The 13,261-nt window shown below is 45.7% G+C and carries 10 protein-coding genes and 3 tRNA genes; 7 read left to right on the top strand and 6 right to left on the bottom strand.

All coding sequences use genetic code 11. The features are described 5' to 3' along the window. Nucleotides 1–669: SWIM zinc finger family protein (locus JGK20_RS12875; RefSeq protein ID WP_293230684.1), on the top strand; the 669-nt coding region annotated here is incomplete at its 5' end. A gap of 258 nt (nucleotides 670–927) precedes the next feature. Here JGK20_RS12875 and JGK20_RS12870 read toward each other — a convergent pair. Beyond that, the gene (locus JGK20_RS12870) at nucleotides 928–1,659 is read right to left on the bottom strand and encodes a PaeR7I family type II restriction endonuclease (RefSeq protein WP_293186371.1); all 732 of its coding nucleotides are present in this window, start codon (nucleotides 1,657–1,659) and stop codon (nucleotides 928–930) included. Next, complete coding sequence (locus tag JGK20_RS12865; RefSeq protein ID WP_293186369.1) at nucleotides 1,656–2,702, bottom strand: site-specific DNA-methyltransferase; 1,047 nt, start codon at nucleotides 2,700–2,702, stop codon at nucleotides 1,656–1,658. The genes JGK20_RS12870 and JGK20_RS12865 overlap by 4 nt, the downstream gene beginning before the upstream one ends. Before the next feature lie 372 nt (nucleotides 2,703–3,074). On the opposite strand from JGK20_RS12865, the gene JGK20_RS12860 reads away from it, so the two are divergent. After that, nucleotides 3,075–4,778 carry a lipoxygenase family protein gene (locus tag JGK20_RS12860; protein WP_293208005.1) on the top strand — a complete coding sequence of 568 codons (1,704 nt, stop codon included), beginning with the start codon at nucleotides 3,075–3,077 and terminating at the stop codon, nucleotides 4,776–4,778. Between the two features lie 133 nt (nucleotides 4,779–4,911). Here JGK20_RS12860 and JGK20_RS12855 read toward each other — a convergent pair whose 3' ends face one another. From JGK20_RS12855 to JGK20_RS12840, 4 genes are all read right to left on the bottom strand, one after another. Then, nucleotides 4,912–6,024 carry a fatty acid desaturase gene (locus JGK20_RS12855; RefSeq protein ID WP_366035307.1) on the bottom strand — a complete coding sequence of 371 codons (1,113 nt, stop codon included), beginning with the start codon at nucleotides 6,022–6,024 and terminating at the stop codon, nucleotides 4,912–4,914. Between the two features lie 789 nt (nucleotides 6,025–6,813). After that, complete coding sequence (locus JGK20_RS12850) at nucleotides 6,814–8,079, bottom strand: glutamate-5-semialdehyde dehydrogenase (RefSeq protein ID WP_293186363.1); 1,266 nt, start codon at nucleotides 8,077–8,079, stop codon at nucleotides 6,814–6,816. A gap of 4 nt (nucleotides 8,080–8,083) precedes the next feature. Further along, entirely contained in the window at nucleotides 8,084–8,488 is a 405-nt protein-coding gene (locus tag JGK20_RS12845) for a hypothetical protein (protein WP_293186361.1), read from the bottom strand. A gap of 675 nt (nucleotides 8,489–9,163) precedes the next feature. Then, nucleotides 9,164–9,235, bottom strand: a tRNA-Gly gene (locus tag JGK20_RS12840). 220 nt (nucleotides 9,236–9,455) lie between these two features. On the opposite strand from JGK20_RS12840, the gene JGK20_RS12835 reads away from it, so the two are divergent. The 5 genes from JGK20_RS12835 (at nucleotide 9,456) to JGK20_RS12815 (ending at nucleotide 12,787) form a co-directional block, all read left to right on the top strand. After that, complete coding sequence (locus JGK20_RS12835; RefSeq protein ID WP_293185447.1) at nucleotides 9,456–9,596, top strand: hypothetical protein; 141 nt, start codon at nucleotides 9,456–9,458, stop codon at nucleotides 9,594–9,596. A 262-nt stretch (nucleotides 9,597–9,858) separates the two neighbouring features. After that, nucleotides 9,859–10,101, top strand: a complete 243-nt coding sequence (locus JGK20_RS12830) for a hypothetical protein (RefSeq protein WP_293230681.1) — start codon at nucleotides 9,859–9,861, stop codon at nucleotides 10,099–10,101. A gap of 296 nt (nucleotides 10,102–10,397) precedes the next feature. Beyond that, nucleotides 10,398–12,218: an ABC transporter ATP-binding protein gene (locus JGK20_RS12825; protein WP_293230679.1), complete on the top strand. Its 1,821-nt coding sequence runs from the start codon at nucleotides 10,398–10,400 to the stop codon at nucleotides 12,216–12,218. A 348-nt stretch (nucleotides 12,219–12,566) separates the two neighbouring features. Then, nucleotides 12,567–12,651, top strand: a tRNA-Tyr gene (locus JGK20_RS12820). Between the two features lie 64 nt (nucleotides 12,652–12,715). Further along, a tRNA-Thr gene (locus JGK20_RS12815) sits at nucleotides 12,716–12,787 on the top strand. The last annotated feature ends 474 nt before the right edge of the window (nucleotides 12,788–13,261 follow it).

Genomic DNA, 13,261 nt, shown 5'->3' with positions numbered 1-13,261 from the left:
TCGGTTAATCCTTATTTTGGGGTTTATAAGGAGCCGCTGTACAAAACTAAAATTGAGTTTGAGCCGATTAGTCAGGAAAAGTGGAAATTGGCGATCGCCCAAATGGCATCAAAAGCCAGCTTCATTTCCCGCTTGCTGCTCAACGAAATGCCCGACAACATTGAAAACGCTTTCTCACCCCTCGGATTGCACCTGTTACCCAGCAGCCGTGAGGACTTTAAAACCACTTGCTCTTGCCCAGACTATAGCAATCCCTGCAAACATATTGCCGGAGTCTATTATCTGGTGGCGGCCGAATTGGACAAAGATCCATTTTTGCTGTTTGAATTACGCGGACTTTCTAAGGAAGTGCTGCACCGCGAATTGGCAAAAACGCCTTTGGGCTTGGCGCTTTCTGCCGAGTTGACGGCGGATGCAGCGGCCCCTGTGGCGGTGGATTCCTATTACACGCAGGCGATCGCCAATGAAGCGCAAACTGTCAGCCTGAGAGAGTTTTGGCACGGTGCGAAGCGGTTGCCGCAGACGATTGATGTGGGGGTGCAAAGTGGCGTAAGTGCGATCGTGGTGAAAAAGCAGGGAGATTTTCCGTCGTTTTGGCAGAAAGATGGTTCGTTTATTGAGGCGATGGAAGAGCTCTATATGCGGGTGAAGACGAAGAATAAACTGTAAAATTTGACAATGCGCGATTGCTGATTAACATCATGTCCGGTAGCGCAATAAACAAGGTTCGTAGTGCGGACTTCAGTCCGCTCTTAAAATGCGGACTGAAGTCCGCACTACCAACCATTTTTGTTAAGGTAATCGACCGGAAATGATATGAATTAACTTCTACAGAAAGACTCAAAGGCGCAAAAAATCTGTTTTCGGCAAAGACTAAAAAATGTATATTCATACTCAAGTTCAGTAATGCAAAATCTGTTAACTACTCTAGAGCGCGTGCCGAATAAGCTGCTGCAAAAAATTGGCAGCCGACAAGTCTGAACATCGCTCCGTATAGTTGGGATTTTGTGCAGCCTGTTCGCGATTTGTCACTAAAAAACAAGCAGCCGTGAAATGCCTTTCCCGCACCATCTTCTGACAAAAAAGTTCGTAGCGTTGAGCATAGCTTGCTCCTCTAAACTCCGGCAAAACCGCGAAATGCGGTTCGGCAACCTGCACCGATGCGCGCGAGGCCGGACTGTCTTCTAAAACAAACAGATATCCTAACCACGGTGGCGCAGGTGCTTCGCCAAACACTCCTTCCCGGTAAGCTGTCCAGATGTCGAGAGCCGCCCCCATTGCTTCTTCTGTGCGGTTGTTGAAGTTATTGCCAAAGCTGCCAACCTGACTTTTCAACTCGATGACTACCTTGAGTTGCCGCTTTTCTGGGTCTAAAACTAGAAAATCATACATCTTCGTCGGCCGAAAAAAGCCCGGTATGACAGTTAGGCTTTTCTTAACGTGGATGTGGTTTTGGGGAACACCCGCAGCCAGCAGGAAATTCGTCAGGGTGAGGATGAAACCGTCCATCTGTTTGCCTCCTGTCACCGCGCTACGATCGCCTCGATCTACTTTGCCTGCTAGCACCTGGGCTTGTGCTTGAGCAATTCGGGTATCCCAGAAGCCCTGCACCGCTTCCCGGAACACATCATTGGGGATGATGGGCGACTGTCCGGTCATTCGACAACCTCCGCCATCAATCCCTCATAGACTACGCGCAAGCCATAGGTTTCTTGCATCCGTTTCAGCGCCATTTGATGGTAATTTGGCTCAACATCTACCCCAATACTGTTGCGTCCCCAGTTGGCCGCGGCGACGCAAGTTGTGCCCGTCCCCATAAACGGGTCAAGTACCGTGTCCCCCGCAAACGAAAACATCCGCACCAGCCTTTCTGCTAGTTCCAAAGGATACGGGGCGGGGTGTTGCTTGGTGGAAGCGCCTTTGATATCCTGCCAAATTTGTTGAAACCACTGCCGGTGCAGAGTTTCCGGTATTACGGACAATACCCGTGCTGTCAGGCTGGGACTGCGGTAGCCACCCGGTTTGCGCTGCATTAGGATAAATTCGATGTCATTTTTGATGACACCTCCGGGCTCGTAGGGTTTACCGAGAAAACTGGTGCCATTTCCTGCTGATTCTAGGGAAGCATTGGCGATTTTGTACCAGATAATCGGTGCGAGGTTATCAAATCCCAGATGGCGGCAGTTTTCCTGAATGCTGGCGTGCAGGGGAAATACCATGTGTCTGCCAAAACGCCGGCGCGCAACACAGACATCGCCCACCACAATCACCAGCCGTCCGCCGGGGACTAAAACGCGCCATATTTGCTCCCATACTCGATCGAGCTCTTGCAAAAACTGTTCGTAGTCTGCTATTTCCCCAAGCTGGTTTGGGTTTTTAAGATATTCTTTTAAATTCCAGTACGGGGGTGATGTGACTACCAGATGCACGCTTTCATCGGGAATATGTGTCAAGTTTCGGCTATCGCCCTGTAGCAGGGAATGGAAAGATGGCAACCCCTGCACCCGATGTTGAATTTCCTGGATCAACGCTGCATTTTTGCTAATAGCAGGAATGGCGCGCTGTTCGTCTGCTGCTAGTAATGTCGCTGCTTCCTCGGGTACAAGGGTTTTATCCTGTAGCGCTTGTTTCAACGGTTCGGCTAATTCGTGAGACAGAAACCGCGTTGAAATATTAACCTTGCTTAAACTCGAAGACTTCATACATTTGGTCGAACAATCATGTTCATCATATCAGCTTTAGCAGCAATAAAAATTATCATATCCTGAAGAAAAACCAAACCTACTGTTGCAGAGATTATTTGAATTAGGATAACTTTCGCTTTGGTCTATGGATTTGAGTGCGGGATGAAGCTTGACTGAGCATCCCCAAATCCCCGTGCTTGGAGATCTGCGAATGATAAAAGCAACATAAGCCGAAACTGTCCGGATCGCCATTACCTATCTGCGAACTATGATTGTATCAAGGTCTCTTAGACCGTCACAAAACTTAGTTCATCCCATCCTCGTTTTATGGTAATTTTTACCTATATGTTACTAAAAAACAAGGGTAAAATTTGATAAATGGTGAAAATCATGAAACCTTCCCTTCCCCAAGACGATGCGAATAAACAAAAGCGCAGCGATTTCTTAAGTCGCGAGCAACAAGCTTACCAATTTGACTATAACAGTTTATCACCTTTGGCATTATTGAAAACTGTGCCAGCGAATGAGAATTTTTCAAGCGATTATATTGGAGAACGCATAATAGCAACCTCTGAACTTGCTGTAAATATGTTGGCAGTTAAGGCGAGATCTTTTCTAGATCCTCTCGACGAACTCCAAGATTATGAAGACTTCTTTCCCGTACTGCGGTTGCCTCAAGTTGCCAAGGCTTACCAAACCGATCGCTCTTTTGCCGAACAGCGGTTGTCTGGGGCAAATCCGATGGTACTTCGTCTCTTAAGTGCCACCGATCCTCGGGCAGAAATCATCACAAAACTGGACAGCAAGCAGCCATTATTGGAACTGTCCAGACTGTTACGGGAAAAAAGTATTTACATTGCCGACTACACAGGTACAGATCCAAACTATCGCGCACCTTCTCGAATTCAGGGAGGCACCTACGAAAAGGGCAGGAAATACTTGCCGAAACCTCGTGCTTTCTTCGCTTGGCGGTGGACTGGAGTGCGCGATCGCGGTGAACTGGTACCCATTGCGATCCAACTAGACCCCAAACCGGGCAGCCGTGTCTACACGCCGTCTGATCCGCCACTCAATTGGTTATTTGCCAAACTCTGCGTGCAAGTAGCAGATGCCAATCACCACGAAATGAGTTCGCATTTAGGTCGAACCCATCTAGTTATGGAACCAATTGCGATCGTCACAGCGCGACAGTTAGCTGAAAATCATCCCCTCAGCTTATTGCTCAAACCCCACTTTCGCTTCATGTTGACCAACAACAATCTCGCACGCAACCAGTTGATCGCCCCTGGAGGTCCCGTCGATGAGTTGCTGGCAGGAACCTTGCCAGAGACAATAGAGATAGGTAGAGAAGCCTGCACTAACTGGAGTCTGGATCAATTTGCCTTCCCAACCGAACTCAAAAATCGCGGAATGGACAACACAACTCAACTACCTCACTACCCTTACCGAGATGATGGATTGCTGCTGTGGAACGCGATTAAAACCTTTGTCTCCGGCTATCTCAAATACTTTTACCCGACAAAGCAGAAACTTACCGATGATACCGAACTGCAACGCTGGGCCCAAGAATTATCATCGGAGAAAGGGGGTAAAGTCAAAGGAATGCCACAGCGCATTGAGGATGTTGAACAATTGATTGATATTGTCACAACAGTGATTTTTACCTGCGGGCCGCAGCATTCTGCTGTGAATTATACCCAGCATCAATACATGAGTTTTGCTGCCAATATGCCTTTGGCTGCCTACCGCGATATTCCGGCGATTAACAAGTCAGAGACTCCCGAAGTAATTACGGAAATGAAAATTTTACAGTTGCTTCCGCCCTACAAAAAAACTGCCGAACAACTGCAAATTTTGTTTACTCTGTCAGCTTATAAATACGATCGTTTGGGTTATTATGATAAATCTTTCCGAGAACTCTATCGTGCCACCTTCGACGAAGTTTTTGAAGGTACTCCGATCCAACAGTTAGTCAGACAGTTCCAGCAAGATTTGAATGTGGCAGAACAGAAGATAGATCTGAACAATAAAAAGCGATTAGTGCCATATATTGCTCTCAAACCTTCTTTAGTGATCAATAGCATCAGTATCTAATACCTAATTCGCGTGAAAAACCGCTGCTAAAATTCAGTAATTTTTCACTATAAGCTCAATTTTCCGACATCATATAACTATCTAAAATCCGTAGGTGTGCACTGCATACCTACGGATTTTTGACATCGTTAAATTAGCGCTTATATTCTTCGATAATACTGCTATTTACCGACATTTTTCCCAACGAATCAGTGAAGGTGACTTCATCTTTATAATGCCGGGGCGTTTCCATCAGCAACCGCCAAGCTTCCCCAGCATCGATTAAATTCATTCGATTGGGATAGTGAACGTTTAACAACTCTTGCACCATCGGGTAATAGTTGGAGTTAATGCTAGGGAAAATGTGGTGTTCTGTATGGTAAGAGAAATTTAAGTGCAGCAGGTCAAATATTTTAGGAACCCGCAGGGAAGTAGTATTGATCAGCGGGTCATTAATGTTGGTCATCCGGCAACCCATGTGGTTGGTATAGATGTAAAACATTGTGCCTGCGTGACCCAGTGCGATCGGCAAAATGTAGGCAAGAGCAACTTTAATCGGGTTAAAGTCTAGGTAAAACAAGATCCCTAGATGGATTCCCAAGATTCCGAGAGATTCCAAGGCGATCGTCAATCGATCTTTCGGACTAACGGTAAACGCAGCGGGCACGTAATCCACAGATTTATCGTTGAATAACAATACCGATGACACGTTGCGGAAATTGTGCACCAACCACGATCCAGCCATGCCTACAATGAACCACAGGGGACTGACTTCCACCGACGGTACAAATAGATTTTGAATCCATTTTCCCCAAGTATCCGGTTGCTGGAACAGGTAATTGCGATCGGGGTCTGCTAAGGAATTGGTGGTACTATGGTGTACGAGGTTGTGCAGCGATTTCCACTGAGTAGGTGGCATCAATAGCATACTTAGGCCTAAAAAGGCGATCGAATAAGTCAGCCGGGATTTTTTCTGAACGCTGCCGTGCATCAGATCGTGGGAGCTAAATAGCAAAACTATGATACTATTGCCCATAATCGCAGCCAAAGGCAAGTAAAGCCCTAAAAGGTAGACAGGCCAGCGATCGAGGTAGTCAGCAATTCCCCATCCCAGCAATAAAATTCCCAGATTGATTAACAGGATTGTTAATTTGCTAGGATCTGGTTCAAAAGCATTTGGTGGCAGCAGCGGACGCAATTTTTTAACATAAGCCGATTGGTGAATTAGCGTTTCGCGATCGACAGTCTCGTCTAAAGAAATGAGCATTTTTTCTGAATTCATTGTTTGCTAATCACACCAAAATGTTAGTCAGATTGTTTTTTTGACATTTATTAGTATATCATATTTGCCGATAAATTGGTTTCATTAAATCATTTTGTGATGATGTTTATATGTGCGATATAGACAATTTTAAAATCATATTTGGTGTAAAAAACTGCCCAATATCTCCGCTTCGCTTCGGCCAATGCCCATGAGTACCTCATATTTATGAGAAAGGCTATATACCAATACGGTTTACTGATATAGCGCCCTGGGGTAAAATCCTCTGAAAAATAGATACGGAGATTGCTTTCATAAAAGATCGCAAAAGCTAACGTTCCTATCTTCGGACAATCTTAAGTAAACCGTATTGGGCTATATATACTTAAATTAATACCTATTTAAAAAAATATTGATATCAATTATTATTGATTGTCGATAAATTATCTGTCATTTGCATAACTCCGGCTCGAAACCATACTGTGCCATTGGCATAAAGATGAGATGCTCTAATTTCGGTAGTAGCAATATTTTGTATATAGCGGATCAAGCGAAAGATGGGTACGTTGTTGGGAAGAAGGCCCTATACGTTTAAGCGGTTATGTAAGCTATAGCGGATCAAGCGAAAGATTCGCGGATGTTGTTGGGAAGAAGGCCCTCTTAATTTCAGTGGTTATATAACCTGTCAGTCATACCTCACCTTTTTGATAAAGGCTATATCATTCATACCTCATCTTTTTGATAACGGCTATAATTGGTATAAATTCAACAGGAAAACTGCCAAAGATAACTCAGTTAAAATTCTCCGTTACCTTGAACAATTTCTTTAATTGTTGTCAGCGTATCTAGCCCTATCAATCCCCGACGATAGCCTTTTTGGTTGGACATTCCCAGAAAAATTGCATCTCCCCGATTTTGATAGCGCCAAAACCGAGGCGAGGCATTAATAAAAGTTGAGGCGCTGTTAACATCCAGAGCAAATTGGCGGCTTTCTAAATAAGATTCAGTGGCGATCGCGTCAGCGTGGCCGCTGCTGTAGCGGTTAATCCAGCCGATCGCAATTTCCAAACTATCAACAACTTTAAACGCGATGGTTTTGTTTAAATACGGTTGAGTCCACTCGTAGGGTTCCGCCAGCTTCAAGTCTGGGAAATCTGCGACAAGATCCGCATCTGCGGTAATTTGAAAGCCTTTTTCTTTTAAACTGTTCCACAGCCTGACTAAGGAAGAATGCTTTTGGTTGCGATCGATCAATACTTTCTCGATCGCGTTTACCGGATCGGGCACACTTTGATGGCTGTCCAAAATCATCCACCTTGCCATCTCCAAGCTACCAGTCGGCGACCAATAAAGGTAACAATTGCCCATTGCCGATCGCAACACCGGTGCTGTACAAAGCCTCACCACTTGCTGTACCAAACTCGGCCTGCCGTAGGGAATAATTAAATTGAGATATTGGTCTTGAGTGACCAAATCGCGGATCGAAGCGCCCCGATCCGGTGGCAATACCTGCAAACATCCTGACGGCAAACCGACCTCATCGATCGCCGAAACCAAAGCTTCTCCAATTACAGCATTAGTTTGCCAGCTTTCGCTGCCACCTTTGAGAATCAAGCTGTTAGCGCTTTTGAGACACAAACCGGCCGCGATCGCCCCCAACTCGGGAAACGCCTCGTAAATGAGCGCGATCGCCCCCAGCGGCAACGATTGACAGTACACCTGACAGCGATCGACTTGATAAGAAGCATTGATCACCCTGCCAATTGGATCTGGCATTTCCCCCAAGCGTTGCAAAATTTGGACAGTTGTCTTGATCCGTTCCGGCGTCAGCTTCAGCCAGTCCACAATCAAGTCGGGAATCGCCATGTCGCGACTCGCTTCTAAATCCAGAGTATTGGCTTCTAAAATGTCATTTTGTCGGCGTTTGAGTGCGATCGCCATTGCCTGCAAAGCGGCAGCGCGATCCGTACTTTTGGTTGCCGCCAATTCCAAAGAAGCCTGATAAGCGCGGCGGGCGACATTGGCCCCCTCTGATGAATGACTAAAATCCTCTATTATCATTTAACTAACGCCTGTAAGCCAGCCATACCATTAGCGCCGGCAGCATTGCTAACAGCACAGCGACCATTGCCCACAGAATAATATTCGGGCCCGGAGAGTGCAGCGCCAGGGGCAACCAAATCAATAGCGGCACCAAAATCATCCCCAGGGCCAGCGGCAAGTAGTGCGCCTTCAAACCCGGATGTGCCCTGTGCCACTGGTGCCCCGTCCACCGCCAAGCCTGCTTGTAAGGATAGTTCGTTGATAGTTGCTCGATGACGTGTCCGTTTTCCTCCAATACAAATATTTGCTGACAGCGGTTGCAGCCAAAGGCTTCTGTCAGCGTTATGGGTACGAGACGGCCGCGGCGCCGGCAAGGGCACGGGTACTCATCGTTTAAGTCAATTTTGGGAGCTTTTTGAGATGGCACGAGCGATCGGATAAAAAAAGCGTTTTTGCAAAAATAATCGTTAACATATCCATTTAATCAAACTTTTGATACTCCCGAACCCGAGTCATAGACGGGGATTCTTGAATAGTCCAAAGTCGGGCTTGTCTTCGGCGTTATCAAGCCACCGCTACTAACTCAGTTTGAATTTCTTCAAACATTCCGTATACTTTTGTTTTTTTTTATTTCGTCCTGCCATCACTAGCCAACAGGTACGGTAGGCTCAACATCCTGCCATTATTCGCAATGAGAGCTGTTTCGGATATGGGCCGAATATGCCCGTTGCAGGGATTGCTCCCAACTCAGGATGTTTCAACACGCAGGTGGTTATTCTTACTCGATATTTTTGATGATAACATCAACTTTTGATTAACTCTGTAAAAAATACCTAAAGAAATCTTCAAGACGGTTGAAACCGCTATCGAATTTCCCCATACCTAAAGTCAGGAGCTTGAGTCTCGCTTCCCGGTCAATTCTCCCCAGTCGAGGCTTTTAACTGCCTGTTCCGATCGCCCGCCCGATCGGCTATTGTGACTTGCCAGTTATCCAATCAATTTTACCACTAACTTAGGTGTTTTCAACAACCGTTAGGAGTATATGCGATATCTTCTCGCTATACTTTCCGGCTTAGTCTTCCTGGTTTTCTTGATTTTTAAAAGCGGGTGACGCGATTCGAACGCGCGACATTCACCTTGGCAAGGTGACGCTCTACCACTGAGCTACACCCGCATTTGCTGCGGTATTAATAATATTGCCTCACTGCTCGGAATTTGTCAAGTGTTTTTTGTAAGTTTTTTTCATAAACTCGCTGGGGCGCACCCGAATGCCTCACCCCGCCTGAAATTGCAGCAAGCAGATTGTTAAAAAAATCAGTAATTGCAGTGCTTTTGACCGCGATCCGCCGAGGGCAAAGCTACAATCAAGCTGCAATTGTGGGAGAACACTGCTCATGTCAGACTTAAATCGCGGAATCATGAAGTTCAAGGGAGCTGACAGCCCGATCGCGATCGCCATTTCAGCGATCGTCATTGCTGGAGGCATCGCCGTCTTAATCTGGTGGGCGCTGCAATCAGCCTACGCCTTCAGCTAACAGACTGCTCAAACCTAAAAATTAGAAAGCTTTTGTCAGAAGACAGAATTTAAGCAAATTCTGTCTTCTGTATTTTTTTGCCCTCAGATAGCACTTGCCAAACAGTTGTACGGTGCTTATCCTGGTCTTGATAACGGTTTCAAACTCGTAACTTAGTTAATATGCGATCGACTGTCTTAACCGTAGCTCTTCTGTGTTTAGCCACCCCTGCTTTTGCTACCACCTGCGAGGAAAGCTTCCAAAAAAAGGGAGACTTTTTCAAATGGGTACCATGAAAGCGGAAAATCCCGCAACCGCATTTCAGCGTGCTTTGCCGATCGATGTATTTGCCTCACAGGATGGCAACCTGTTAAATGTAGAGATGATCTTTACCATTCCGAGTGGGGTGGGTGCAAGCAGGGATACCGTGAAAAAATACTTGTGTGGCGCCCTCAATCAATTACTGCCCAAAAGTACCAGTACAAGGACTTCTGCGACACTCCAACTAAGTTCAGCATTGGATTAATTCGATCGCTCTTCTTGAAACTATCTGCGTTAATCTGCGTTAGTCCGTGGTTTTCTGTTCCTGTATCAACGCTTAAAATATCATCGCTGGCGATCGATCTGCTTCATTCGATCGCCCCTTCCCCATAATATTTATCCCAAATCTGCGATCGCACTCCTAAACGAGCTGAGCTGCTTCAGATTTTCCCGATCGATTTCCCCGAATAATTACTTTTGTAGTATACTTGTAATTCAAGCGCCATCGCGCGCAGTTATCAGACTCAAGTGTTTGCAAGGGTTGTATCGCAACAAAAATTTATGGCAAGTTTTCGGGACATCCTTAAATACTACACCCGCTACAGTCAAATCTCAGTTCTCAGCATCGGTGCATCCAGCCTGTTTGCGATCGCCGATTTAGCTGTACCATACGCGATTGGGCAACTCTTAAATGTATTGTCCGATCGACCTCCAGACATAATAACGCAAAAATCGATCGCAGCGATCGCCTCACTGACCCAACAGTCACCCAGCAAGATATTATCGCTATCCGTCTTGCTGGGCTTGATTTTTGTGGTAACAGTCGTCAAAGCACCCATAGAACTTTGGATGGGAAATTGGTTCCATTGGGTAGTACCCTTGAGAGCAAGGCGGGATTGGATGAAAGGAGCGATCGGCAAAATGCTCACCTTACCCTTAGAATTCTACGACGAAAACAACGCCGGTCGGATTTCCAGTCGCATCGCCAAAGGCATCGCCAACCATACTTGGACATACCCAGAAATTGCCGCTGAATTCATCCCAGAAGTCGTCCGCTTAATCGGCATCTTTGCAGTTATTTGGTTAATTGAATGGCGCATCGGCTTATTAATTTCAATTTCCTTCGTATTTATCCTCAGTTTCACCCTCAAAGGCCTCCAAGGGCTGACTCGGCGCGAAGAAATTCTGGATGAATACATCGAAGATACCGAAAGTCGCAACTCAGAAATTATTACAAACATCAAAACAGTCAAAGCTTTTGCCACTGAAACAAACGAACTAAAAAAGCAAACAACCAGACTCGATCGCGAGTTGAAAGTTGTAATTCAACGCATTCACAAAGGATACGTCATCCTGGGGACATACCGACAAGCAATCGTCCAGCTTTGCCTGTTTTCAGTTCTCGGTTTTAGTCTAGCAGCAACAGTCGCAGGTAAAATATCTCTGGGATATTTTGTTACGGTTTACACCTTGGCAAGTATGGCCTATTCGCAACTGCGCCCGATTAGTATTATCGCCGAATTATTTGCCCGCCGCTATTCTTCAATGATCCGCTTCCACGAGTTTATGCAGTTACCAGACGGTATTGATGCGGTGAATTTAGCAACTGAAAATGCTGTATCTGCTTCGTCTTATAGATTTAGCGGGAAAATTGAGTTTTGCGGGCTGACATTCGGGTACGATCGCGAAAAGCCAGTTTTGCAGGATATCAATTTATTGATTCATCCCCGTCAAACCATAGCATTAGTCGGGCGATCGGGTTCCGGGAAATCAACATTAGTGAAACTGCTGTTTCGATATTTTGAGCCTAACTCCGGCCGCATTCTGATCGACGGCGAGGATATTTCCAGTTTAAATGTCACTGGCTACCGCAAGCGTTTAGCCATTGTCCACCAAGAAGTAGACGTTTTTAATGGCACTTTGCTGGATAATTTGACATACGGCAACCCGAAAGCAACTTTCGCGCAAGTTGAGGAAGCTTGTCGCATCGCCAGAGTTGATGAGTTTGTGAACTTGTTGCCCCAAGGTTACTATACCGTTGTCGGGGAACGGGGAATGCGGTTATCTGGCGGTCAGCGGCAGCGGTTGGGCATTGCTAGGGCACTGTTGGTGGAGCCGGACGTGTTAATCTTTGACGAAGCTACTTCTAGTTTGGATTATGAGTCGGAGCGATCGATCCAGCTAGCCATGCAGAACATCTTGGGTACGCGCACCACCATAATTATCGCCCACCGCCTGAGTACAATTCGCGAAGCCGATGCGATCGTCGTACTCGACGGCGGTAAAATCGTCGAAGTTGGCAGCCACGACGAACTCTTGAACCAAAAAGGCATTTACCGCCGCCTGCACTCCCTGCAAGAAACTGGCGAATTAGTAAATTAGGAATTCCCACTGAACCCAGACTTCCGGTGCTATAAGAATCCTAGACACACAGGTGGCCAGAAACCTGTTTTTTAGCAAAATATTCCTTGTAACCTGTTTCTTGTAAGGTTCGTAGTGCGGACTTCAGTCCGCTTTCCGTTCGTAGTGCGGACTTCAGTCCGCTTTCCGTTCGTAGTGCGGACTTCAGTCCGCTTTCCGGCGGAGGACTTACAGGCGCGAACTGTTTTTGTTATGGTAATCGATCGGACGCGACATGACTTATGTGTTCAGTCTTGAATGATTAGAGTTTTAAATGTCATGTTGCAAAAAAAGAAGAATCTGCTAGGATGTTTAACTGTGGGTACAAATGGGTCGGTGCCCGAGCGGTTAATGGGGGCGGACTGTAAATCCGCTGGCTACGCCTACGCTGGTTCAAATCCAGCCCGGCCCACCACAATTCACATAAAAGTTAAAAATCAACAATTAAATTTTTTAATGGGAAGTTTTTAATTTTTTACGCCCGTATAACTCAGTGGTAGAGTACCTCCTTGGTAAGGAGGAAGTCATGAGTTCAAATCTCATTACGGGCTTGGCTTTCTAAGACTTATGCCTTGACATTTTTAGAATATCAGCTAATCCCGATTAACGTTTTTCGATAATTTTGTTTATCAGTTTAACAAAAAAAAGCATAACTGCCCCTAATGTTAAGATTTATCAGAAAACTGGGTTGAAAACCCCGTCCTTTTAGGACAGCTTTAATTTCTAGGATCTATTCCTAAAAAATTGCGTAAACTAGAAAGAAGTATAGTATACTATAATAGTCAAGGTTAAACTCCTTTACCATCGTGAAACAGTTAAGACACACTTTTAGGTATAAACCGGGGGACGCAGAGCAGCGAAAACTCTTAAAACAGCTAAAGGGTCAACGCATCCTTTTTACCAGTAAAAACAAAGAACTTTCTTGATTTGTTAAGTAGGGTAGGGCATACCCAAACTCTAGGCTTGTATCCTAGTACGCTTTTGGAGATAGACCCTCTGGGGTTGCTGTGAGTTAGGCTCGTCAA

Origin of the sequence: Microcoleus sp. PH2017_05_CCC_O_A (genome assembly GCF_020738785.1) — a bacterium.
Classification (GTDB): domain Bacteria; phylum Cyanobacteriota; class Cyanobacteriia; order Cyanobacteriales; family Microcoleaceae; genus Microcoleus.
Note: the sequence above shows the minus strand (reverse complement) of the source record. Positions and strands in the feature narration are given on the sequence as shown.